The organism is Halalkalibacter flavus, from assembly GCF_036663575.1.
GTDB lineage: Bacteria > Bacillota > Bacilli > Bacillales > Bacillaceae_D > Halalkalibacter > Halalkalibacter flavus.
This window is the reverse complement of record NZ_JAWRVK010000020.1, coordinates 55,493-80,572: the sequence shown is the minus strand read 5'-3', so window position 1 is coordinate 80,572 and position 25,080 is coordinate 55,493. Positions and strand designations below refer to the sequence as shown.

Sequence of the window (25,080 nt, the reverse complement as noted above, 5' to 3'; positions counted from 1 at the left end):
TTAAAAGAGACTTGCCCACATCCCAGTAAGCAAGTCTCTTTTATCTTTCTATTTCAATTCCCAAGCCTCTATCGTCACCTTTTCCGTACCTTCAGCTGCAAACGAAATTCCTTTTTCCTCAACATCTGGATATATGCGAGCCGTAAACACCTCTTCGCCTTCATTGATAAATACTTCAATCGAAGATGTATCAAGGAAGATGCGCAGGCTCTTTAATTGGTGAAGGTGGCAAAATCTCTCCTCCACTGTTGACCCATCAACATAGCTAATACGGTCTAGCTTGAATAGCTTATCAGTTGGATTGTATACGAGATTTGCATGATTACGAATATGAATCGTCATTGCATTTGTTACCGTCTCTAGTGTTTCAAGGTTGATTTCTAACACATCCCCTTCTACACCTTTAAATGCTTGGGCCTTGTTACCAAGCTCGACAGCTTCATGTTTTACTCCCTCGCCACGCAACTCTTTTAACTCATCAACCGGCAATTGATAGACCTTTCCATCGACTAGTTTCAACTCTCTTGGCAAGGTCATGGCATGGATCCATTTATGCTCAATCGTCGGATGGGCATCCTCACGTTCTTCAGGCAGCCCAAGCCAACCAATCATGATGCGGCGTCCTTTCTCATCAACCGTTGTTTGTGGTGCGTAAAACTCAAAGCCGCGATCTAACTCAATAAATTCCCCATGCTTGTATTCAACTGAATCATAATCTAGTTTCCCCACAACATATCCAGCTTGATAGAGATTTTGATAGTAGATTCCACTCGGTTCTAATCCTTGTGGGGAAAAGACTAATACATCTTGTCCGTCAAGATCAAACAAGTCCGGGCACTCCCACATATAACCAAAATCCTCAAAAGTACCAACATGTGCCCCGGCAATCGGGCCAAGATGCTCCCAGTTCTCTAAATTACTCGAACGGAATAGAACAGCTTTTCCTGTTTCATCCTTACTTTGCGCGCCAATAATCATGTAAAAGTATTTCCCATGCTTCCACACTTTTGGATCACGAAAATGCGGAGTATACTCTTCAGGGAGACGAAGCACGACACCTTTTTTTTCAAAGTGTTGGCCATCTTTAGACTGTACCATGACTTGATACGATTCCCGGTTGTTGTTTTCATCTTTTACGTTCCCTGTGTAAAACAAATACATCGTCCCGTCATGCTCAATTGCACTGCCTGAATAGCAACCATTTTTATCAAACCAATCACTCGGAGCAAGGGAGATATCATGATGCTCCCAATTCACTAGATCTTTTGAAGAGTAATGTCCCCAAAACTTTGCACCGTGTCCTGTTTTAAATGGATTCCATTGATAAAATAGATGGTATACACCTTTAAATTGGATAAAACCATTTGGGTCATTTAACAATCCTACCGGCGGCATCACATGATACGCTAAACGATAAGGATCTGCTTGTACAACCTTTTTATACTTCTCTACTTCCTCATATGCTTGACTGCGTAATTGTTGATCTAGATCTGGCATAGTATTAGCTCCTTCTATCTAGTTTTGTGAAATCATCGTACCGTAGCTTCTTACGTTTTGGCAACTAGCCTAAACCGACTAAACTAGCTAAAAAAGCGTTTTCTCTTGCTTATTAAGTGCTTTTTCTAGTACTTCAACGGTCAATTCTTCCGTTTGGGACAACGTAAGGTCTGCTCTTATTAAAGATGGCTCACTTCCGACGCCAACAGAAAACATTTCTGTTTGTAAAATACCTGTTAAGCCGGCCTCTCCATCTTCTATAGCCACACATTCAGATGGTGAAACATCAACCATTTCCGCTGCTTTTAGAAAAATCTCCGGATCAGGCTTGCCGCGTGTTAATTTTGTAACGTCAACCACACCAGAAAAATAATCAAGCAGTTGAAGTCTTGATAACACTCTGCTTGCATTTTGACTTGCTGAAGCAACGACCATTGTCATTCCTATTCCTCTTAAGTCTTCGATAAAGGAGCGTATACCAGGCTTGGCATCTTTATCGGTTAATTGATTGATTAATTCTATGTAATGACTATTTTTTGTTTCGCAACACTGTTCAAACTCGTCATCTGATAAGTTCACACCCGACTTGTCGACGATCGCTTGTACTGTTGCTCGCCGACTTAACCCTTGCAGCTTTTGGTTCCATTCCTCACTAAAAGAAATACCAAGCCGATCAGCCACTTTTTTATTAACATGGTAATGTAAGTGAACGGTATTTGAAATGACTCCGTCCATATCAAAAATAACTGCTTTTATTGATTTCACAAATATCCCCCTTATTATTTAGTAAGTCGAAAAAAGTTATAGGCATTGATTGTTAACTTGTGTAAAATAGAGCTACAACATCGGAGAGGAAGTTGAACTATGCAGCAATCAGAGCATCAAGTAGGTGTATTTGCGGCAACTTTCGCCTACTTAATTTGGGGCATTCTCCCCTTGTATTGGAAGCTCCTTGAACCAGTTTCCCCTGGCGAGGTGCTAGCTCACCGAATTGTATGGTCATTGGTCTTTATGATTCTTATTTTAACCGTTCGAAAACAACTTCGCTCAAGCTGGAGGGAATTCATTTATATTTTTACACACTTTCGTTCAGCTGTCGCTATTATTTTAGCATCTTGCTTTATTACGTTAAACTGGTTTGTTTTTATTTGGGCAGTTAACAGCGATCGTGTCGTTGAAGCTAGTTTAGGTTATTATATTAATCCATTAATTAACGTTCTTTTAGCAATGCTATTTTTAAAGGAGCGGTTTACACGCTGGCAAGGTATTTCTATTGGGTCAGCGTTTATTGGAGTAGCTGTTATGACCATTTTTTATGGAGTTGTCCCATGGGCAGCACTTATTCTTGCCATATCATTTGGATTATATGGGCTCATTAAAAAGATGGTGAATACAGGTGCCATGATTGGTCTTACGATTGAAACATTGTTAATGACTCCCTTTGCTTTATTGTTTTTATTTTGGTTATCCAAGCAAGCTGGTTACTCTTCATCTTTTGGCTCATTCCAAGCAGAAACAATGTGGCTATTAATGGGAGCTGGAGCCGTAACAGCGATTCCTCTTTTATTATTTGCTATTGGAGCAAAACGAATTTCCTTATCTTTGATAGGGTTTCTCCAATACATCGGACCAACGATCATGCTTTTTATCGGAATCTTTATATACAAGGAACCGTTTTCTCAAATTCAACTAATTGCGTTTCTGTTTATTTGGGTTGGACTGTTCATCTTCACAACGTCGAAAACAACTGCTTTTAAAAAGATCACAAGCAAACTATTTAAAACAAATACGAAACATGAGCCAAAAGCTTCATAACACTCAAAAAAGCAGTGGAGAATTCTTTCTCGACTGCTTTTAAAAGATTTATGCCCGGCGGTACATCCAACTATTCACATAAAAGAATACAGTCGGTAAACCGCCAAAACGGATAAATTGTTTAGCTGTTTTCTTAATTTCCTTATGAGCTTGTACTTTCTCATCAGCCAAATAAATGGCAATTAACCCTTTATTAATGAGACGATGAAATTTCCAGTCAGGAAGATCTCGAATGCTTTCTTCTGCTTTTTCTCTAATATGACGTATTCTTTCAACCATTTTTTCTTTCGATTCATAATAGAAAATGAAATTCAGGTCTTCTGCCTCAAGGTCTTCTTCTTGATCTATAAAATAATCAAGTAAAATATGAAGGCCTTGAACCCAAGGGAAATATCCATTTTTGATCAGAACTGCTTGTTCCTTTGTCATCTCGCCATTAGCCGCATAAGCAGCAAAGCAAAAAATACCTAATGTAGACCCTGCACAAGCGGAAAACTCATACCACGTCATAGGAGGAAGCTCTTCCTTATGTCTTTCAAACCACTCTTCCAATAATCCAACACGTTTCTCGATCTCCACATGTTTAAAGACTTGCAAATCACAGTAGTATTCTGCCAATTGAAGCATAGACTCCTTAGCATGGTTAAAACCAGGCAGCCCTGATAAAACTTCCTGACAAGTCTTCACAAGTGAAGCTAAGTAACCTCCATCATCTTGGTCATCACGATAACGATAATAATTTTCTGGCTTCGCACCTGGACTCAAAGCATGGTACATCGACTGATGAAGTGCTCTGAAATCCTTTTCATCTAATGATGTACTTCTGTCACAGAGATTATCTAAATAATCACTTATCGTTTGATACGCCACGATAAAGCGAATAATTTTTTTGCGATGTTCTCTTGCAAGCAGTCCATATACAGCTCCACCTTCACAGTGAAACGCTTTATCTTTTAAGCTAGTAAGCGCTTGTTCACGTAACTCGTCATTTGGTATAGCCTTTGCTTTCTCCTTCCATTCACGTAAGTAATAGTGAGCATCCGGCAACACTTCTCGATAAATTCTATACAGCAAAGTCCATGGTTTCATTGGAGCTTTCAAGGTGTTACCTCCTATCTGCCAATTGATTGTCTACCTCAAAAAGTATGCCCAACTCCCATCGTATACATTACCAAATTTTTTAAGCGTATGTTTAATTAGTGACCTAAACAACTAAAAAAGACAGCTGAGGATCCTCAACTGCCTTCTTATTTATTAAATTAGAATTTAGCTTGGTAAGCTGCAACTTCCCAGTTTGTAACAGCTAAACGGAAGTCATCACACTCAGCACGTTTTAATGCTACATACTCATTAAATGCGTGCTCACCAAATGTTTGACGGCCGATTTCCCCAGTTGCAAAACGCTCAACTGCAGCTTCTAGACTTGTAGGAAGGTTTTCAATTCCGCGAGCTTCTAGCTCTTCTTTGCTCATTTCAAAGATATCAGCATTTGTAGCTGGAACTACTGTTAAGTCACGATCTACTCCATCCAAACCAGCAGCTGCAATGATAGCAAATGCAAAGTAAGGGTTAGCAGATGGATCTGGACAACGGATTTCTACACGAGTTCCCGCACCACGAGTTGCTGGAATACGGATTAGCGCAGAACGGTTAGATGCAGACCATGCGATATAGCAAGGCGCTTCATATCCAGGTACTAGACGCTTATAAGAGTTTACTAATGGGTTTGTTACTGCAACAAAGTCCTTAACATTTTCCATTAGACCAGCAATGAACTGGTATGCTTTTTCAGATAGCCCTAACTCATTAGACGCATCATAGAAAGCATTTTCTTGCTTCTCGTCGTCAAATAGAGAGATGTTAACGTGCATTCCACTTCCATTCTCACCAGCAAGTGGTTTTGGCATGAATGTCGCATGGTAACCAAATTGCTGAGCAACTGTTTTAACAACCCACTTGTATGTTGTTGCAGCATCAGCAGAACCTAATGCATCAGCATATTTGAAGTTAATCTCATGTTGACCGATTGCTACTTCATGGTGAGATGCTTCGATTGTGAAGCCCATCATTTTCAAAGCTTTATAGATTTCAAGACGTACTTTTTCACCAAGGTCTTTTGGAGATGGTTCAAAATAACCACCCACATCTTGAGTTTCTAATGTTGGTTGACCATTTTCATCAGTCTTGAATAAGAAGAACTCAAGCTCAGGTCCAACACTGATTGAATAACCTTGATCTTTTGCACGCTTAACTGTTTTTTTCAAAACGTTACGTGGGTCGCCAGCAAAGTCAGAACCATCAGGCTTTTTTACGCTACATAAGAAACGAGCTTCTGAGTAACCTTCTTGCTCTGTCCAAGGTAATACAGCAAATGTAGTTAAGTCCGGATCAAGGTAAAGGTCAGATTCATTAATAGGTGTATATCCAGTAATAGATGAACCATCAAACATTACCTTTCCATCGATTACTTGATCTATTTGTTCAGCCGTAACTGTAACATGTTTAAGAGTACCTTCAATGTCTACAAATTGTACGTGAAGAAGTTCTACATTCTTTTTCTCGATTGTTTCCTTAATAGTTGCAACTAAACTTTCTCTAGTCGGTGTAGATGTTGCCATTTTTAAACACTTCCTTTTCATGTAATGTTATGTGACATCAATTTGTTATGTTTTACTTTAAGGGGTTACGGACTTTTTCGCAATTGGTATGTCAGATAATCTGACATAGAATATGAAAATACAGCTTTCGACAAAAACAGCACAATCTGCTCAACAAAGGCAATGAAAAGGCTTACCTATATGAGAATTTTCTCAAAACTTTTTTCTTAATTATTTTTCTGACTATTCGTTTCAAAATGATTACATACCCAAATACTCCCAAAAATTGAGTTTGTCATTTACTTCACGTCGCACTAGTCAATGTTACAGGATACTAGTGATTATATTCAATTATCATATTGGACTTACTATGTCGTATGGCGTATGACGAGCTTTTCTTTTGGTTTTTATTTTGTTTCGGCCTTCATCTACTCTATGAGGCACTTTTCTGTTTGGTCCTTCTCTTGTTTCGGTCTTCATCAAACCTATGAGTGACTTTTCTCTTTGATCCTTCTCTTGTTTCAGTCTTCATCTACTCTAAACGTAATTTTTCTCATGCTATCACGTTATTTAGGCATCTATTACCCAAATTCTTCTATCCTAAACTCCAAAAAAACATGATGTATTCTTGTTGAATACATCATGTTACCTTAACTAATGATCTTATGCATTTTTCGCTTTGCGCTGACCATGCCCGCCGCGTCCACCTTGACGTCGACCACGATCGTCCTTGCCGCGGAATTGCCCTCTGCGGCGATCATCACGATCACGACGTCCGCGATACGGTTTTCCACCACCGCCGCCATCACGACGCTTTTTCACACGTAAAGGAGCTTCTCCTGTTAAACGAACTGGAGTTGTATCCGGCTCTTTTGTAAGAAGCTTCAATGCAGCTGCAAGAGCAGAGGTTGCATCTGATTCTTGTAATAAATCCTTAGCAGCCTTACGATAGCTATCCGCATCACCACTAGCAATTAATGAACGCAATTGTTCTACTGCTAACTCCTGTTGGCCTTTAATTGCTTGTTCAAATGTAGGTTTTTGAACCTTGTTCATTTTTTTCTTCGTAATTTGCTCAATAGTACGTACATGATCCATCTCTCGAGGCGTAGCAAATGTTACAGCTAGACCAGACTTACCAGCTCTTCCTGTACGTCCAATACGGTGAACATAGCTTTCAGGATCTTGCGGAAGGTCAAAGTTATAAACATGTGTAACCCCGCTAATATCTAATCCACGAGCAGCAACATCTGTTGCAACCAATACGTCAATTAAACCACCTTTAAACTTACGAAGGACGCTATCACGTTTTGCTTGGTTTAAATCACCATGGATTCCTTCTGCACGGTATCCACGTTTGATTAGTGCTTCAGACAGCTCATCGACACGGCGTTTCGTACGACCGAAAACGATCGCTAGCTCTGGAGATTGGATATCCATGAAACGGCTCAGTACGTCGAACTTCTCTTTTTCGTGAACTTCTACATACTGCTGTTCAATGTTCTCCATTGTTACTTCTTTAGCCTTAACCGCAATTAATTGCGGGTTAGACATAAATTGCTGTGCAAGCTTTTCAATTCGCTTTGGCATTGTCGCTGAGAATAAAAGCGTTTGACGCTCTGTCGGTACTTCTTTTAGGATCGTCTCAATGTCTTCAACAAAGCCCATATTAAGCATTTCATCAGCTTCGTCTAATACAACCATATTTACTTCGTTTAAACGAATCGTCTTTCTTCTCATATGGTCCATTAAGCGACCAGGTGTTGCTACTACTACGTGTGGCTTGCGTTTCAAATCAGTGATTTGTTTACGCATGTCCTGGCCACCATACACGACAACCGTACGAACGCCTTTATGCTTACCAAATTTAACGAGGGACTCTGCGACTTGATTCGCAAGCTCTCGTGTAGGGGCAAGGATAAGTGCTTGAACATGTGCTTCTTCAACATTAATTCGGTTAATTAGCGGAATACCGAAAGCACCTGTTTTTCCTGTGCCCGTTTGCGCTTGCCCAATAATGTCTTTTCCTTCTAATGCGGTTGGAATGGTTTCTGTTTGAATCGGTGTTGCTTCTTCAAATCCCATTTCTGTTACTGCTCGAATCACTTTGTGATCCAAGTCAAAATCATAAAAAGTTGCCAAATATATAATCTCCTTTTTTGGTGAATTCACCATGTTACTTAATTTTAAACATCCTTCAATACTAACATGTCCAGATCAACAACACAATATGTATTTTTTCGAGGTCAGACCCCTCTGTATTGCGACAACGCGGTGAAAACCTACAGAGGAGTCTGACCCGAGGGCACTGAAAAAGTCCTTTTTAGCAGATTCGAGGAAGCAGCAATGGCTCCACACGTTGCGCCCCTGCTATGAGAAACCCACTCATAGCAAGCTTTAAGACAAAGCAACGGTTCCGCTCATTACTTAAAGGCCCCCTTCATAATTGACCCAATCGGTTTGACTCATAAATCAACACACGTTGATCTGTTTTCTTTAAAGCTGCTCTGACCATCACTTGAGCAACTTGTTCCCCAGAGATGGCCCGATATTTAGCGAGAGCCCCTTTCAACAAAGGTTTGGCTAACTTCGCTCCCCATTCACCAACCTTCTCACCTACCCTGAGTTCAGTACGCTCCCCAAGCAATAAAGAAGGGCGAAAAATATGTATATGTGAGTAAGCAAGTTTCATGACTGCTTTTTCCATCTCCCCTTTTACACGACTATAAAAAAAGCGGGATGTTTCACTTGCTCCAATGGCTGAAACGACTAAAAATTGCTTTGCTCCTTTTTCCAATGCACCTCTTGCAATCTTCAAAGGATATTCGTAATCAACTTGTTTAAATGCCTCTTTCGTCTTTGCTTTTTTCATCGTTGTCCCTAAACAACAAAATACATCATCTACTTTTGGAATAACACTGCTTTCTAGAGCGTCAAATGAAACAACTTTGACTTCAACCTTCTTACTATTTACCTCTATGGCTCTTCGTACAAGAATATAAATTTTTTTATACTCCTTTTGCTGTTCGAGCTTCTTCACAAGGAATTGACCAATGAGGCCTGTAGCCCCAACAACGAGCGCTGTTCTTTGTTCCACTTGCAAACCCTCCTTAATGCTTAATACATGAAAACCCCACGTTTGGTTATAGTATGAAAAGAAATTCCAATTATCGGAGGGATACATAATGTCAGATGATTACACTTTAATTGATTCTTCCATGCCAGAGCAACCAGAACCATATTGGCGCGACTCCGTTGACTTGCCATCCTTTCCTTCGCTTGAAGAAGATACAGCGATAGATGTAGCGATAGTAGGTGGAGGAATATCAGGGATTACAACTGCCTATCTCCTTTCAAGAGAAGGTGTAAAAGTCGCATTAATAGAAGCGAATGAATTGTTAAATGGAACAACAGGCCATACAACAGCAAAGATTACCGCACAACATGGTGCCATTTATGACGAGTTTATCTCCCACTTAGGAAAAGTCAAAGCAAAACTTTATTATGAAGCAGCGACTGATGCCCTCCAATTTATTCAAAACCTTGTCAAAGAAGAGCAAATTGACTGTGACATCTCATCAGAAGATGCTTATTTATACACAACGACAAATCGAGGGGTAAATAAGTTAGAAAAGGAAAACGAAGCTTACAAAACATTAGGAATAGACGGTGGGCTTGTTGATTCAATCCCGTTAAAATTACCAGTTAAATCAGCCCTAGTCATGAAAAACCAGGCTCAATTTCACCCACTTAAATACCTTTCATATTTAGTCAATAAGATTAAAGAAAACGGTGGCAAGATTTTTGAAAACACGGTTGCTGTAGATATTAAACACCAACCTAAACCTGTCATTATGACTCGAGGTGGGGCAAAACTGACAGCAAATCATGTTGTCGTTGCTTCTCACTTCCCATTCTATGATGGAGGCGGCCTTTATTTTTCACGTATGTATGTAGAACGATCTTACGTGTTAGCAGCAAAGGTGAAAAAAGAAGAGTGCCCAGATGGGATGTATTTGAATGTTGATTCTCCTTCTCGTTCATTACGCTATACGATGAGAGACGGTGAAAAGCTTGCGATCATTGGCGGCGAGGAACACAAAACAGGCCAAGGAATCAATACCCAATATCACTATGAAGCACTGGAACAGTACGGAATGGAACTCTTTTCTGAGCTAGATATTCAAAACAAGTGGTCAGCTCAGGATATGGTCACACTAGACAAACTTCCATATATAGGAAGGATCAACCGTACACATCGTAATATTTATGTTGCTACTGGCTACCGAAAATGGGGTATGACAAACGGCACTTTGGCTGGTCTTTTAATAAGCGACCTAATACTAAATCGTAAAAATAGGTATGAAACTCTTTATCGACCTTCACGCTTCATTGCTGATCCAAGCGTCAAGAAATTTATTACTAACAACGCCGATGTAGCAAAGCAACTTCTACAAGGAAAATTTGATAAGAGCGAGCTTCATCCAGATGATGTGAAAACAGATGAATCTGCTGTCGTAAATGTTAACGGGAAACGAGCTGGAGCGTACCGTGACAAAGAAGGCCATCTACATGTTGTTGATACAACTTGTACTCATATGGGGTGTGAAGTTCATTGGAACCAAGGCGAACGTACATGGGACTGCCCTTGCCACGGCTCACGCTATTCCTACGATGGAGAAGTAATCGAAGGCCCAGCAAAGAAACCACTCAAAAAAATCGAGTAAGGGGTCAGACCCCTCTTTACTACGGTGCAAAACTAAAGCAGGGTCAGACCCCCCTTTATCTGACTAAAGAGCGGAACTTTAAAAGAGCTAGGTGCTGACTATACACCTAGCTCTTTCTCTTATAAAGGCTGTTCCACATGAAGTTCGATAATATGTCCATCTGGGTCACAGCAGAAAATTTGTGCAAATCCACTCTTGCTATCAGGCTTCTCAACGATGGTAATGTTATGTTTCTTCAACCATTCCGCCGTTTCATAATAACCCTCTACGCGCATTGCAAAATGCAGCGCTCTAGAATTTATTTTTTGTTCTGCTTCACGAGGCATTGTCTCATCAACAATAAGATGAAGTTGCCCTTCTCCGATTTGATACCAAGCACCATCAAAGTCAAAATCCGGTCTTGCTACTTCTTTTAATCGAAGAACTTCGCCATAAAATGCTTTTGATCTTTCCAAATTTGATACCGGTAAACTAACATGATGAAGAAGTACTGCTTTCACGTTTTCTCCCCCTCAGTTCGCAACACAAGCGATTTGTCTAATCATCCAACTTCAGCTTTGCTAACGCATCTGCTAATGCGTTGTTGGTGAACTCTTCTTGTTTGTTTTGCTTTTTCATATAATTATTTACTTCTCGTTTCGATACTTTCTTGTTTTGGTTGTTTTTTCTTCGTTCTTGGAACGTTGATAACTTCTCCCTATGTCCACAAACACAAGCAAATGTTTGACCTTCGCCCTCTCCCCAAAGCTCCAATTTCTTTTTACACTTTGGACAGCGAGCATTCGTTGTCTTTGAAATATTTTTCTTGTAGCCACAACCCGGATCCTGACAAACACGTCTCTTGCCATGCTTTGATTTCACTTCAAGTAACAGCTTTCCACAATCAGGACATGGGCTTCCCGTTACATTATCATGCTTAAACTGCTTCTCGCTCTGTTTAACCTGACGAACGATGTCAGCTGCATACTGTTTCATATCTGCCACAAAGACAGATTTCTCTAACTGCCCTTTCGCAATTTGCTCTAGCTTTTGCTCCCACTCTGCTGTTAGTGCAGGTGATTTTAATTCAGCAGGAACTAACTCTAGTAACTGCTTTCCTTTGCCTGTTACATGTAAATATTTATCTCTCTTTTCTACTAAATGAGTATTCAAAAGCTTTTCAATTATGTCCGCTCTTGTCGCAACTGTTCCAATTCCGCCTGTCTTTCCTAACGTCTGTGCTAACTCTTTATTATGGCTCTCTAAATAGGCACTTGGCTTCTCCATCGCAGAAAGCAGCGTTCCTTCTGTAAGTCTTTCTGGCGGCTTTGTTTGTCCAGAGGCAACATTAATTTCTTGAACAGATAGCGCATCACCTACGCTCAACTTTGGAAGAGCACTCTCACGCTCATCTTCATCTAAATACGACGCATCTTCGGAATAAACGACTTTCCACCCTACGCTTGTCATTCTCTTCCCTTTTGCAATAAACTGTTCCTTCGCAGCACCTGCTGTAACCGTTGTTTGTTCAAATTCATTTGCCGGAAAAAAGGCAGCTAGAAAGCGTCGCACAATTAAGCGATATAATTTTGTTTCTTTTTCACTTAATGCGTTCGGTCCTGGAGATTGTTCTGTTGGAATGATCGCATGGTGATCAGATACTTGTTGATCATTGATACACGCTAGATTCTTATCAACTTTAACGCCCTTTAACTGAGAAACCAATTTTCGAAATGGTTGAATATCACAAGCTTTTATGCGATCTGCTAACGTATCAACCATATTGGATGATAAATAATTTGAATCGGTTCTCGGGTACGTGATCACTTTATGCTGCTCATATAAACGCTGAATGGTAGAAAGCGTTTCCTTTGCTGAATATCCGAATCGTTTATTCGCTTCACGCTGTAATTCTGTTAAGTCATATAACTTAGGAGCAGCAATCTTTTTAGCAGCCTTTTGAATATCTAATATGTTCAACTTTTGCCCTTTAAGTGACGTACGAATCGTTTCTGCTTTTTTCTCATCAAACATTCGACGTTCATTCGTCTTCTGATCAACCCAATGAAACGATATTCCATCCTCCGTTTTCACCGTTAGTTGCTTATAAGGTACAGGCTTAAATGTCTGAATATCTTTTTCCCTTTTTGCTATCATTGCAAGCGTTGGGGTTTGAACCCGTCCACAAGAAAGTTGAGCATGAAACTTCGTCGTTAATGCTCTCGTTCCATTCATTCCCACATACCAGTCCGCTTCTGATCGAGCGACAGCCGAATGATAGAGGCCTTCAAACTGTTTCGCGTTTTTCAACTTCGCAAAACCTTCTTTAATTGCACGGTCTGTTACCGAGGATATCCATAATCGTTTCAACGGTTTATTTACATGTGCTTTTTCAAGAATCCATCTTGCAACAAGCTCTCCTTCACGACCTGCATCTGTAGCAATGATAATGTCTCCTACATCTTTACGCTGCAGTTGAGCCTTTACCGCATTAAATTGTTTGCTTGTCTGTTTCATCACAACAAGCTTTAAATGGTTTGGAAGCATCGGTAAATCATCTAAATTCCACGTTTTATATTTCTCTCCATAGCTTTCAGGCTCAGCTAATGTAACTAAATGTCCCAACGCCCATGTTACTATATATTTATCTCCTTCTAAAAACCCATTTCCTTTACGCCCACAGTTCAATACTCGAGCAATATCACGGGCAACAGAAGGCTTTTCTGCTAAGACAACTGACTTTTGCATCAAAACATCCTTTCCACTCTAATGCTTACATGATAGCATTCCATTTTAAAAAAAGATATGACACAGTCATACCTCATTGTCCATTGACTTTCGCTTTAACCTTGAAATCACACCTACGCCATTCCAAATACGTTCACTTTTTACTTCTCTTTTTTTCATAGCCGGTTCTTCTAGGAGCAAACGAAAATTCTTCGTTGGCAATAAACCTAATTGGTGCTTTTCTGATAAGCGATCTAGATGAATTCTCATACTGTCCATATTCTTTGACTCATTACTGCTTGTTTCAGAAAAATTATAAATCACACTCGCCACAGGTAAGCGTTTCACGTGAAACATTCCTGCTACTCGCAAATAAAAATCCCAATCCCAGTAATGCTTCATCTCTTTATCAAAGAAACCTACCACCTCATGAATTGATCTACGATAAAGACAACCAGACGGGACAAATGTTGAGAATTCCTTCATATCTTCTAACCTATTATGATAGGCAAAAAGTTTACGATCAATAGGAATTCTCTGTCCAGCTTCTATTTTGTAGTTAACAATTTCTACATCTGAATGTACAAAGTCAACACCTATTATAGCTTCTATCATCCGCTCAAGATGAGTTGGTACAATCCAATCATCGTCATCAATGAGCATAATATATTCCCCTTTTGAAAGTTCCACTCCAACGTTTCTAGCTTGAACATGATGCTGATTATTAGGTAAATTGACAATAGTACAAGCTAGCTCAGGATAAAGAAGAACAACCTCGTCTACTGATTTTCCTGCATCATTGACAATTACTACTTCAAAATTATGATATGTTTGGTTCACTAGTGACTGTAGTAGTTCAGCTAACTCTAGCAAACGATTATACGTTGGAATAACAATCGAAATGAAAGGGCTGCACACTCATCACCTTTTCCAGTTTTTTACTAACGTTATAACACACCTACGTTCAGATGTGTAGCTATGTGACAAGCTTTAACCCAACCGAAGCAAAAATAATCATACTTAAAAAGAAGAGTCGCTGCCACTGCTTTGGCTCATTATAAAATAACATCCCTATCACCACACCACCAGCAGCCCCTATCCCCGTCCAGACAGCATAAGAAATAGCCATTGGTAATACGGACATTGCTAATGATAGAAAAAGAAAACTCAAACTGAACGCACTAATTAGTAATATAAGCTGCAGCACTCCCCTTTTCCGATTAAATTTAGTTATCATCGCTACACCAAGCACCTCAAACAGACCAGCAATCATTAAATAACCCCACTCCACGTTATTGCCCCTCCTTTGCTTCTTCTTGCTCTGGTGTACTCACCTTCAACCCAACTACACCAATGAGCAATACACTGATCAAGAAAAGAACCGCCCGACGAAACGGCTCTGCAAATATGACATGGTCAACAATCACCGTTCCAACTGTGCCGAGTCCAACAAAAACAGCATAAGCCGTTCCAACTGGAAGCATCTTCCCAGACCAAATCAAAACTGAGAAACTAATAATGATCGCAACAATTGTCAGCCCCCATGTTGCATAATTTGCAGCGTATTTCAAACCGACGACCCAACCAACTTCAAAGACTGCTGCTATGACAAGCAGCATCCACGCAATGTTTTTATTCATTTTCAAACCCTCACTTTTCAAAAAAATAAAAAAGCCCGAAACGTCCCTATCAAATGATAGTAACCTCCCGGGCTTTTCTCCCTCCGTGTACATAGAAGCTTCTATGCGCTTCCTCTTGGACCAGACCGTATGTACACGCGGAACCCTAGAAAGCTTTTTATTATTTTCTTTTTATAAAGACGACCTTTAAATAGTTTCCTTCACGGAATGATTTCGCCGTTTTGAAATCATCTGGTAACGTGTACTCCTCTAAAATTTGATAATTTGCATTTTCCTTTTTGAATGCCTCTTTAATAAACGTATGAAACTTCTCCATAGAAAATGTACTACAATTTGTCGAGGCAATAATGACTCCATTTTTCTCTGTAATGGCAATCGCTTCTTGCAGCAAACTTGTGTAATCTTTCGCGGCACTAAACGTATGTTTTTTTGACCTTGCAAAGCTAGGTGGGTCTAAGATGACAAGGTCAAATGACTTCCCTTTTTTCTTTGCAAATTTAAAATAGTTAAACACATCCATCACAATAATATCTTGAACTTCATAATCAATGCCATTTACACTAAACTGTTCAATTGTTTTAGGAAGACTTCGTTTAGCAAGGTCGACACTTGTTGTCTTTGTAGCTCCTCCAAGGGCAGCTGCAACTGAAAATGCACCTGTATACGAAAATGTATTTAACACATGTTTGTCACTTGCATACTCATCTCTGATTCGTCTACGTACGTCTCGCTGGTCAAGAAAGACACCGACCATTGGACCATCGTTTAAATAAACAGCGAAATTCATGCCATTTTCTTTCACAATCAAAGGGAACTCACCACGTTCTCCCATGACAAAATCATCATCTTCTACATACTGTCCCTGGCTAGCAAATCGCTTTTTCTCATATAAGCCTTTAAAGGTAACGGCGTTTTGTAATGCCTCATAAATGTCTTTTCGAAAATGATAAATCCCTTCACTGTACAACGTACTTACATAAAAGCCATCATAATAATCAATCGTTAAACCGCCAATGCCGTCTCCTTCTCCATTAAAAAGACGAAAAGCAGTTGTTTCATTATCGTTGAATAAGTTCTTTCGGCGCTTTACAGCTTCTCGAATTCGTTTTAGGAAGAATTCTCGATCAATCGTTTCAGATGGATCTTTCGTTACTATCCACCCTACTCCTTTATTCTGCTTACCACAATATCCCTTCCCAATAAAAGACCCTGATTCATCAACAACACGAAGGATCGTTCCTTCTTCTGCTTTCTGCATACCTTTTGTTAGTGCTGTTTGTTCGATTAGAGGAAATCCTTTTTTCATTTTTTCCGAACTACGTTTTTTTACCTCGATTGTTATCTCCGTCACACATATCATCCAATCTACTTATATTTCGAACGTGTTTGACTCATTATAGCACGAGTTATCTCGAACCAATAATCGCGCCACCATAATTGGCTGTAGGACTTATAACAAACTACTCCATTGCTCTCTTGCTTGTTTAGAAGCCTTTTGGACAATTTCATTAGGAGTTGGTTTGCCAAAGAGATAACCTTGTAGCTCATCGCAAGAAGCTTCTACTAGCATTTTGGCTTGTTCCACTGTCTCAACACCTTCTGCCGTTACTCTTACGCCAATCTTCTTAGCTAAAGTAAGAATCGATGTAATAATATGATGCTCTTTTGAATTTCTTTTTAAATTTTGCACAAATGCTTTATCAATCTTTATCTTATCTACGGGCAGCACCCGTAAATAATTAATAGAAGCATGCCTCATACCAAAATCATCGATTGCTACTTTGAACCCTGACTTACGTAAACAACCTAACTTCTCAATTAACAATTGTTCATCTTCTAAAAGGGTGTGTTCAGTTAATTCAAGTTCTATGAAGCTTGGGTCAATTCCGTGTTTTGAACAAGCTGCAAGAAGCTTCGTTTCTAGCTCAGTCGATTGAAACGTTTTAATTAATAGATTTATCGAAACATGACGTAGCTCTTCATGAGAGTTCGCGATATGCTCACAAACCTTTTCAACCACCCATGCATCGATCTCTTGAATAAAGTCACTTTCTTCTGCAGCCATAATAAATGCATCTGGTGGTACCGGTCCTAACTTCGAACTAAACCAACGCAATAATGCCTCATAATGAACTCCTCCTGTTGTAGCATTGACAATTGGTTGGAAATAGACGACAAACTCCTTGTTCACAATCGCCTTTTTTAATTCGTGAATTAGATGAGGTTTTGATCTCATTACTTCAGTTTGACGATTCATATCAAATACCTTTACAGAATTCCCCTTCTCTTGTTTTGCCTGCAACATAGCATGATACGCTTCATTAAGCAGGCTCAACTCTGACTTTGTCCCCATCTCTTGGAAACTCACTCCTACCGCGGTCTCCATAACGAGTTTCACACCGTTTACTGTGGAAATGCAACAGGCTGTTCTTTACACTTCGTCTCTTTATCATAATAGGGAAAAGCTGGATACATATTACAACCTCCCTAATCCACTTTGCCTTATAGCGTATTCATTTCTAGGCTAAATGTGTTTTTCTAAATCGTCACGAATTAGAAAAACACTTATATTAATAATTTGCTATAATACAACGTAGATATGACAACGAGTCCACTTTAATTGGAGATGATCATTATGAGTTCAACACTTAAATTATTTCGTTTTGTCAGTTATATAGAAGGGCTTTCTTTCATCCTTCTACTAGGCATTGCTATGCCATTAAAATATATGTTTGATATGCCAATGATGGTCACGGTCACTGGATGGATTCATGGTATATTGTTCATGCTTTACTTTGTCGTTCTAGCATTTGTCATGTTTACTGAAAGATGGTCATTTAAAAAAGGGCTACTAGCAGCTATTGCATCTGTTATTCCATTTGGCCCGTTTATTTTTGATGCAAAATTAATAAAAGAAGAACCCGTAACAAAAAGTTTGTAAGAGTTTGTTCAAAAAGGGATGACTTTGAACAGATTTGTGAGAAAATTAGACATGGTTTTTTATTCGACAGCCGGCTTTGAAGAAAATCAAAGCCGGCTGTCTCTATCGTTTTACGGCCTCATCAAAACGTAAGGACATTTACAAATAACTCTTAATTCATAAGTAATTAGTATTATTAGGTAACTAATTTTCATTAACTTCATTTGTAAAATTGGACGATGCTTGGATTGAGCTAGAAAAGAGGCCATGGATTCCGGCATTAGCAAGGAGCAGTTTAGAGAGTATTTAGAGTTTACTAAGTGGAAAAATAATCAAATTTAATACACATAGGTGACTTTATTATTGATGTATAGACCTCCTTGGCTTTCTTATGAAGCAACTTGTGTCTACGAAATAGAGCCACCCTCTATATTTATTTTATGTTAAGTAATTTATTTAAGAAAGCTTATTCTTATTATTTAGAGACAAACCGATTGCCTGACAACCAATACCTCCAAGGATAATCCCTCGCTTCTCCACTGTTTTCAATCCCAATTCTAGGCCCACTTTCAATGATTCCACTTCTTTTTCCCTCTGCGATAAAGAGTGGTTGCTTATTGCAAGGAAGGCCATAATCCAGTTTCGTTATACCTAATGCTTTAGTTAGTTTCCCTGGACCATTTGTTAAATCCTTTTCTCTTTTCTCTTGCCCTCGACGCTCATACATTAGTTCAATTCCATGATAAGGTTCAACAGCTCTAACCAAAACAGCTTCAGGATGTCCCACTTCTCCACTCACAACATTGACTAAACAGTGGGTATGCATAACATATGTATAGAAATGTCCTGGTGGCCCAAACATGACTTCCGTTCTCTTTGTTCGACGGTTTCCAAAACTATGTGCCGCTCGGTCACCAGGTCCAATATATGCTTCTGTTTCAACAATCCACCCAGATGCAACTCCCTCCTTTGTTTCCTTAACAAGAATTTGGCCAAGTAAAGCCTGTGCTAGATCGAGTGTAGGTTGCTCGAAAAAATCTGCTTTTAATGGTTGAACGTTCAAACTACTCACCTCTATCGTTGTTTCCTTTTAGTTTACCAAAGTAAGAAACAAGGACAAAAAAAGAACAGAAAAGGTCATTTTTCCTTTTCCATTCCTTCTATCTAAATAACAGAGCCATTGGTTTGTCCTAGGTCTGCCTCTACTTAACGTCTTTTCTCTTTGGAATATATTCAAAAATCTCTTTTGATTCAATGCTATCAATTAGACGATTAAGCCAATCGTAGTACTCTAACGCATGCAATAACTTTTCTTTGTCTACTTCAGCTTCCTTTTTTACCTCATCAGATGTTCCCTCGTCTGCAAGCAATTCATCTAATTCGTCTAGAGACTTTTGAAGAGAACTAATGTTTAAAGAGACTCCTGTCCACTTTCAGTCGAAATCTGAAATGTCACACCAAATTTATCAATGACAATCCCATAAGCTGGACTCCAAAATGTTTCCTGAAGGGGCATCGTCACTTGTCCACCTTCTTGCAAAGAGTCATAGAAGCCTTTTGCCTGTTCTTTCGTATCAGCCATAATACAAATTGTTACATGGTTTCCTTTTTCATAAGGTGTGCCTGGAAATGTATCCGAGAGCATCATATCTGTCTCACCAACTTTGATCATCGCATGTGATACTCGATCCTTAGCCGAATCTGGTAATGGAAAATCAGGATTTGCCGGCATTTCACCAAAGGTTTGAATTCCAATCACATTTGCACGCAAAGCTCTTTCATAAAACTCAACTGCTTCTTTTGCATTGCCATCCAACACTAAATAAGGAAGTAAACGGGTCATATTCCGATCTCCTTTACGTAGAGTGTTATAAAAGGATCTGACCGTTGGTTCTGAAAAAGATCAGATCCTTTACGCTACTTAATAATTAACTCACCATCGTATGAAGTAATAATTTTATATAAATCAGGTCTGCGGTCACGGAAAATGCCCCACTCGATGCGTTGAATGTCTAACGCATCAAGGTCAAATTCAGCAACAAGGACCGTTTCTTCTGTTCGATCGGCTTCAGTCACTTTGTTTCCTTGAGGTCCAGCAATAAAAGAAGAACCATAGAACGTAATTTTGAAATCTTCATCTTCTTCTACCCCTACTCTGTTCGAGGCTACAACTGGTACTAAATTCGATGCGGCATGCCCTAGCATAACTGTTTGCCAATGGTCCTTGGAGTCAATTGTATCATCATGTGGCTCTGAACCAATGGCAGTCGGGTAAAATAAAATTTCAGCACCCATTAGCGCCATACATCTAGCTGCTTCAGGATACCACTGATCCCAACAAACACCTATTCCGATTTTCGCATAGCGTGTGTCCCAAACTTTGAACCCTGTGTCGCCAGGGTTAAAATAAAATTTTTCTTCATAGCCAGGGCCATCTGGAATATGACTTTTACGATAAACACCTAGTACTTCCCCATCAGCATCAATTACAGCTAACGAGTTGTAACGAGCATTATTTTTCTTTTCGTAAAAGCTAATCGGAAGTACAACTTCAAGCTCTTTAGCGACCTTTTTAAAATGGTTAATGGCTTTGTTTTTTTCTACTTCTGTTGCATAAATATAATAATCAGATTTTTCCTTTTGACAGAAGTAAGGTGTTTCAAACAATTCTTGAATTTGAATGATTTGTGCACCTTGACTTGCTGCTTCCCTTACTAACTTGTCGGCTTTCTTTATATTTTCTTCTATATTATTAGAACAGCTCATTTGTGTAGCTGCTACTTTCACTTTTCTCAAGTCCATTCACCTCTTCTTCTACTTTCCTTCAGCAGGCATCTGCTGTGTTGTACAATGAACATTTCCACCTTCTTTAATGATAGCCATTCCATCAATTGTGCGGATTTTACGATCAGGGAATGTTCGTTGCAAGACGTCAATTGCTTTTTGATCGGTTTCTTTCGCTGTACCGCCAAACACCGGTAAAATAATTCCGTCATTTACAAAATAAAAATTAAGATAGCTAAGCGTTAGTCGGCTCTCTTCAAAATGTGATGCTGGCGGTTGCTCAATCTCAATGACCTCAAGCTTTCGTCCTTTCGCATCTGTTACTTTGCGCAAGATCTCAAGGTTTTCTTGTGTGATTTGATAATTATCGTCACTAGGATCATGACACACTTGCATAATTACCTTACCTGGTTCTGCAAAACAAGCCACATTGTCAACATGACCATCTGTCTCATCTCCACTTAAACCTCTATTCAACCAAATAACCTTTTCAATATTTAAATAATCTTTTAAGTATTGTTCCACTTGTTCCTTTGATAGATCAGGATTTCGATTTGGGTTTAACAGGCACTCTTCGGTTGTCAGCAACGTTCCTTCGCCATCAACATGAAATGATCCACCTTCCATCACTATTTGAGCATCAAATCTTTTAATATTAAAATGCTCTAAGATTTTCGGTGCCACATCATTATCTAATTTCCACGGCGAGTACTTTTCTCCCCACGCATTAAAAATCCAATTAATCCCTGCGATGTCCCCATCATCATTTTTGACAAACGTAGGTCCATTATCTCGCAGCCATGCATCATTATGCTCAATTGGTAAAAATCCCACTCGTTCATCTACAAAAATTGCCTTCAACTTTTCTATATCATCTCGATTTGTGACAATTGATACGGGCTCGAACTCAGCAATTGCATGTACAAGTTCAGCGTAGCCATTCCAAACATGTTCATAATCATCAGGATAGACCATCGAATCTTGAACAGGCCAAGAAATGAATGTACGCTGATGAGTTGTCCACTCTGCAGGCATTTGATAATTTAATTCTTTTGGATACATCGGTTCCATCACTCTTTTTACAGTTATTTTTTGAAGCATCGTATTTTCAAATCATATAACAAAATCACTTCGTACTCAAATTGTAAGGGACTAAAAAAGTCTTTTTTCATCAGCTACTAACTAAGGAAAAATAAAAAAACAACTTCCTCTAGTCCCTCAAAATTCAACTCAACCTACACTTCTGAATTCAATCTTCTTTTCTCTTCTAACAGCTCCTGAAACTCTTTCTCTAGCGCACCAGATGGTTCCACACTTAATCGCCCTAACACTTCCGATATTCTTGTTTCAATTAATAGACGTTTGTCTTCCGCTGAGTTTCGTTTTTCTTCTTTTTTTGGCTGTTTGTATTGATGATACGTTCCCTCAAACAATTGAATCTCTTTATTTCGTATTTCCAATATTCGAGTGGCAACCTGTTCAATAAAACGTCGGTCATGTGAGACAAAGATCACGCTTCCTTCATACTCTTTTAAAAGTGACTCTAATGCTTCAACAGCCTCCATATCAAGAAAATTCGTTGGTTCATCTAAAACTAACGTATTACTATCACTCAAAAATAACTTCGCTAATGCGACTTTTACTCTCTCCCCTCCACTTAAAATTTCCCCAAGTTTATACACATCACCCCGAAAGAAATGTAACCTTGCCAAGACCGTTCGAATGAATGTTTCATCATGCTTTGAAGTAGAGCGAACATTTTCTAATATCGATTTCTTCCTATCTATTATCGTAAGGTTTTGACTGAAATAACCCAATTTCATAGCTGGAGAGATTGTAATACCATTCGCTTGATCGATGATTTTTTTAATTAATGTCGTTTTTCCGCTTCCATTCGGTCCGATAATCGCCAGTTTATCACCACCACGAACTTGAAAGCTTGTGTTATTCCAGAGAACCCTTTCGCCAATTCTTGAAGATACCTCCTGTACGCGAAGGATAATTCGACCTTTAAATGTTTCTTCATTTGGAAGATTCATTTTAAGTGGTGGATTCTCTCTAACTTTATCTACCTTTTCAAGCTTTTCTAATCTCGTTTCAATCGCTTTAGCCGCCTGTTGCAACTTCTTTTGTTTTTTAGCAAAGTATGGCTTTGCTCCTGTAATTCTCGCTTCTGATTTGCTAACCTTTTTGGGTGTTTTCGTTGCTCTGTCTGCTTTTTTCTCCTTTTGTTTCAATGCTTCTTCCAACTGTTTTTTCTTTTTTTCATATATTTCATAGGCTTGTTGTTCTTGCCTTATCTCTAAACGTTTTTGTTTTGCATAGTCTTGATAGTTTCCTTTATACTCTTTAATCTTCCCCTCCTCAATTTCCCATACCTTTGTACAAAGAGCATCAAGAAAGGCTCTGTCATGTGAAACGATAACAAATGCTCCCTTCCACTTAGATAACTTCTTTTCTAACCACTCAATATGTTTTGTATCTAAGTTTGTCGTTGGTTCATCAGCAAACAATAGTTCAGGATCTTTTATAATTGCTTCATTAATGTACTCCTGAGTTACTTCTCCACCGCTTTTTGTTGTGTCTGTCCTTTTTAGCTGCGGTAGCAGTTCACTTTGAGTATGAGAAATAATCCGCCCTTTTTCCGGCAATTTCTTTCCTGCTAATACATGCAATAAAGTTGTTTTCCCACTGCCATTTTTCCCTACTAAGCCAATACGATCATTTTTATGAATTTGGATATGGTCTATACTAAATAGGATTCGTTCTTTTATATATTGCTTTATTTTTTGAGCTTCTAATAAAATCATACAATCATCCCCATCTTCATTATGTTTTTGGGGACATGAAAATGCCCCCTATCTACAGTCAGAATAGGAGGCATAAATATAGGTGCACACCAAAAAGAAAGAGACTACTCCTTTTAGGCTCAACTATAGAAATCCAATCCTATCCTGAAAACTCCCATTGAAGGCATGTTAAAGAAAGCAGAATATTCATCTGCAAAAAACACCTTCAATTGATTGCTTTCGTAAATAGGATTAGTACTTCATTGTAGTTGGGTCACCCTTCCATCAATTTGTTACTCAAACTATAATCGGCCTGTAAGGATTTGTCAATGGGCTAACCTATTGTTTCACATGAAACATTTTTATAATGGCCTTTCCATAAGCGTGGAAACATCTTTAAAGCCCATTTGTTCATAAAGTTTTTTTGCAAAGTTCCCAGCAAAAACGTTTAACTGTACTTTCTTTAATTTTTTTTGCTTAAAATAATGGAGAGCATAATTCATTAACATATGACCAAACCCTTTTTTTCGATAAGGTTGTAACACATATAACTCTAAGACCATTCCCATCGTCTCAGAATTAACTGGTGTCTTTGCTTCTCCTAACAGAACCCATCCACAAATTCGATGATTATCCAATAATGTGAAGTATTCTGCTTTATAATGATAGTGCATCTCTTCATTCAATACATGTTTCCCATCCATATAGCCTAAAGTAGCTTCTTGCTGTACGATTGGCGCATAACTTTGAATAAACCTCAGCTCTTCGGCAGTAGCCCTTCGAATGAACACCCGCCACTCCCCCCTTTATCAAACTGGTATCCTATTATATTCATAAGTTACTAAATTGTTATCAGACTATTTGGTTTGAAACAACACGTTCTTAATTGAAATATATGTATATCATGTTATGCTTGAAGAAAGTAGAATTTCAGGGTGGTGTTTATGAGAAACTGGGTATCCGCAGCAGAAAAAAGTAGTTTTTTAAAATGGTTTTTAGAACAGCACCAGCTTAAGCATAAAGATGTAAGGATGTTGCTTGAACATATATTGAAAAACCATCATATACTTGAGAACCTTTCCTTTGTCGAAACGGTCCCATCAAAAGGAAGAACCTTTGTTATTTCAAGTATGCATTCAGATAAGTCTGGTTTTGTTTATTATTACAATAAGCGTAAATCAGAAGATGTATCAAAAGCCCTCGGTGACCTTATGAGTAATCCTGCAGAAAAAATATATGTAAAACTTCATTTCTATGGAAAACAATCAAATCACCGCTACCTCAACCTAGTCGAGTCACAAACAAATTCATTTGTTCAATATAAGCAATTTAAGGAATATGAAAAGGAAACAAATTTTATTATAGAGAAGGCTCTTCTCGATCAAGAAATTGAAAAAATTAGAATGCAAATTGATGAAGCGCTCGACCAAAATGATAAACCGCTTTTTAATAAGCTTGTTGAGAGATTACAAGAACTTAAAAACATGCAGGAATCATAAATTGTCGCAATTTTAAAGTTAATGTTTCACGTGAAACGAAAGGCAAACATCCTAAACTGAGTGTTTGCCTTTCGTACTTTCCAAAATCAGATCGGTTAGTCTTACA

24 protein-coding genes, 1 pseudogene and 1 riboswitch are annotated in these 25,080 nt (G+C 38.8%); of the genes and pseudogenes, 5 read left to right on the top strand and 20 right to left on the bottom strand.

Annotated elements, in window-relative coordinates; translation table 11 throughout:
• Positions 1–48: 48 nt before the first annotated feature.
• Together SAY88_RS14440 and pgmB are read right to left on the bottom strand one after the other, a co-directional pair.
• Positions 49–1,497, bottom strand: a complete 1,449-nt coding sequence (locus SAY88_RS14440) for a glycoside hydrolase family 32 protein (protein ID WP_332632507.1) — start codon at positions 1,495–1,497, stop codon at positions 49–51.
• Positions 1,498–1,584: 87 nt separating this feature from the next.
• Complete coding sequence (gene pgmB, locus SAY88_RS14435) at positions 1,585–2,262, bottom strand: beta-phosphoglucomutase (protein ID WP_332632506.1); 678 nt, start codon at positions 2,260–2,262, stop codon at positions 1,585–1,587.
• Between the two features lie 99 nt (positions 2,263–2,361).
• Here pgmB and rarD point away from each other — a divergent pair, with 99 nt between their 5' ends.
• Complete coding sequence (gene rarD / locus SAY88_RS14430) at positions 2,362–3,312, top strand: EamA family transporter RarD (protein ID WP_332632505.1); 951 nt, start codon at positions 2,362–2,364, stop codon at positions 3,310–3,312.
• 48 nt (positions 3,313–3,360) lie between these two features.
• On the opposite strand, the gene SAY88_RS14425 is transcribed toward rarD, so the two are convergent.
• The 4 genes from SAY88_RS14425 to SAY88_RS14410 all read right to left on the bottom strand — a co-directional run bounded on the left by SAY88_RS14425 (position 3,361) and on the right by SAY88_RS14410 (position 9,006).
• On the bottom strand, positions 3,361–4,413 hold the full coding sequence (locus SAY88_RS14425; protein WP_332632504.1) for a tetraprenyl-beta-curcumene synthase family protein: 1,053 nt from the start codon (positions 4,411–4,413) through the stop codon (positions 3,361–3,363).
• Positions 4,414–4,571: 158 nt separating this feature from the next.
• On the bottom strand, positions 4,572–5,930 hold the full coding sequence (gene glnA / locus SAY88_RS14420; RefSeq protein ID WP_332632503.1) for a type I glutamate--ammonia ligase: 1,359 nt from the start codon (positions 5,928–5,930) through the stop codon (positions 4,572–4,574).
• Between the two features lie 642 nt (positions 5,931–6,572).
• On the bottom strand, positions 6,573–8,051 hold the full coding sequence (gene cshA / locus SAY88_RS14415) for a degradosome RNA helicase CshA (protein ID WP_332632502.1): 1,479 nt from the start codon (positions 8,049–8,051) through the stop codon (positions 6,573–6,575).
• 298 nt (positions 8,052–8,349) lie between these two features.
• Complete coding sequence (locus SAY88_RS14410; protein WP_332632501.1) at positions 8,350–9,006, bottom strand: NAD(P)H-binding protein; 657 nt, start codon at positions 9,004–9,006, stop codon at positions 8,350–8,352.
• 88 nt (positions 9,007–9,094) lie between these two features.
• Between SAY88_RS14410 and SAY88_RS14405 the strand changes: the two genes are divergently transcribed.
• Positions 9,095–10,636, top strand: coding sequence for an FAD-dependent oxidoreductase (locus SAY88_RS14405; protein WP_332632500.1), 1,542 nt, complete (start codon positions 9,095–9,097; stop codon positions 10,634–10,636).
• Positions 10,637–10,755: 119 nt separating this feature from the next.
• Here SAY88_RS14405 and SAY88_RS14400 read toward each other — a convergent pair whose 3' ends face one another.
• The 7 genes from SAY88_RS14400 to SAY88_RS14370 form a co-directional block, all read right to left on the bottom strand.
• Positions 10,756–11,136: a VOC family protein gene (locus SAY88_RS14400; RefSeq protein ID WP_332632499.1), complete on the bottom strand. Its 381-nt coding sequence runs from the start codon at positions 11,134–11,136 to the stop codon at positions 10,756–10,758.
• A gap of 37 nt (positions 11,137–11,173) precedes the next feature.
• Positions 11,174–13,363, bottom strand: coding sequence for a DNA topoisomerase III (locus SAY88_RS14395; RefSeq protein ID WP_332632498.1), 2,190 nt, complete (start codon positions 13,361–13,363; stop codon positions 11,174–11,176).
• 66 nt (positions 13,364–13,429) lie between these two features.
• Entirely contained in the window at positions 13,430–14,260 is an 831-nt protein-coding gene (locus SAY88_RS14390; protein WP_332632497.1) for a glycosyltransferase family 2 protein, read from the bottom strand.
• Between the two features lie 58 nt (positions 14,261–14,318).
• The gene (locus tag SAY88_RS14385; protein WP_332632496.1) at positions 14,319–14,633 is read right to left on the bottom strand and encodes a DMT family transporter; all 315 of its coding nucleotides are present in this window, start codon (positions 14,631–14,633) and stop codon (positions 14,319–14,321) included.
• Position 14,634: 1 nt separating this feature from the next.
• Complete coding sequence (locus tag SAY88_RS14380) at positions 14,635–14,982, bottom strand: DMT family transporter (RefSeq protein WP_332632495.1); 348 nt, start codon at positions 14,980–14,982, stop codon at positions 14,635–14,637.
• Between the two features lie 62 nt (positions 14,983–15,044).
• Positions 15,045–15,142: riboswitch (guanidine-I (ykkC/yxkD leader) on the bottom strand.
• On the bottom strand, positions 15,143–16,333 hold the full coding sequence (locus SAY88_RS14375; protein WP_332632494.1) for a class I SAM-dependent rRNA methyltransferase: 1,191 nt from the start codon (positions 16,331–16,333) through the stop codon (positions 15,143–15,145).
• 99 nt (positions 16,334–16,432) lie between these two features.
• Positions 16,433–17,335, bottom strand: a complete 903-nt coding sequence (locus tag SAY88_RS14370; RefSeq protein WP_332632493.1) for an EAL domain-containing protein — start codon at positions 17,333–17,335, stop codon at positions 16,433–16,435.
• Between the two features lie 282 nt (positions 17,336–17,617).
• Here SAY88_RS14370 and SAY88_RS14365 point away from each other — a divergent pair, with 282 nt between their 5' ends.
• Positions 17,618–17,923, top strand: coding sequence for a DUF3817 domain-containing protein (locus SAY88_RS14365; protein WP_250096450.1), 306 nt, complete (start codon positions 17,618–17,620; stop codon positions 17,921–17,923).
• Positions 17,924–18,152: 229 nt separating this feature from the next.
• Positions 18,153–18,244 (top strand): annotated as a pseudogene (locus SAY88_RS14360) (anti-repressor SinI family protein); the annotation flags it as partial.
• Between the two features lie 133 nt (positions 18,245–18,377).
• Here SAY88_RS14360 and SAY88_RS14355 read toward each other — a convergent pair.
• The 7 genes from SAY88_RS14355 to SAY88_RS14325 form a co-directional block, all read right to left on the bottom strand.
• Complete coding sequence (locus SAY88_RS14355) at positions 18,378–18,974, bottom strand: DNA-3-methyladenine glycosylase (RefSeq protein WP_431308876.1); 597 nt, start codon at positions 18,972–18,974, stop codon at positions 18,378–18,380.
• A gap of 130 nt (positions 18,975–19,104) precedes the next feature.
• Complete coding sequence (locus SAY88_RS14350; RefSeq protein WP_332632491.1) at positions 19,105–19,272, bottom strand: hypothetical protein; 168 nt, start codon at positions 19,270–19,272, stop codon at positions 19,105–19,107.
• 41 nt (positions 19,273–19,313) lie between these two features.
• Positions 19,314–19,745, bottom strand: a complete 432-nt coding sequence (locus SAY88_RS14345) for a VOC family protein (protein ID WP_332632490.1) — start codon at positions 19,743–19,745, stop codon at positions 19,314–19,316.
• Positions 19,746–19,819: 74 nt separating this feature from the next.
• On the bottom strand, positions 19,820–20,698 hold the full coding sequence (aguB, locus tag SAY88_RS14340; protein ID WP_332632523.1) for an N-carbamoylputrescine amidase: 879 nt from the start codon (positions 20,696–20,698) through the stop codon (positions 19,820–19,822).
• A gap of 18 nt (positions 20,699–20,716) precedes the next feature.
• A complete protein-coding gene (locus SAY88_RS14335; protein WP_332632522.1) occupies positions 20,717–21,748 on the bottom strand; it encodes an agmatine deiminase family protein in 1,032 nt (343 codons plus the stop codon).
• A 173-nt stretch (positions 21,749–21,921) separates the two neighbouring features.
• Entirely contained in the window at positions 21,922–23,496 is a 1,575-nt protein-coding gene (locus SAY88_RS14330; RefSeq protein ID WP_332632489.1) for a Vga family ABC-F type ribosomal protection protein, read from the bottom strand.
• 341 nt (positions 23,497–23,837) lie between these two features.
• A complete protein-coding gene (locus SAY88_RS14325; protein ID WP_332632488.1) occupies positions 23,838–24,266 on the bottom strand; it encodes a GNAT family N-acetyltransferase in 429 nt (142 codons plus the stop codon).
• A 153-nt stretch (positions 24,267–24,419) separates the two neighbouring features.
• Between SAY88_RS14325 and SAY88_RS14320 the strand changes: the two genes are divergently transcribed.
• Positions 24,420–24,974, top strand: a complete 555-nt coding sequence (locus SAY88_RS14320) for a YpiB family protein (protein ID WP_332632487.1) — start codon at positions 24,420–24,422, stop codon at positions 24,972–24,974.
• Positions 24,975–25,080: the final 106 nt, after the last annotated feature.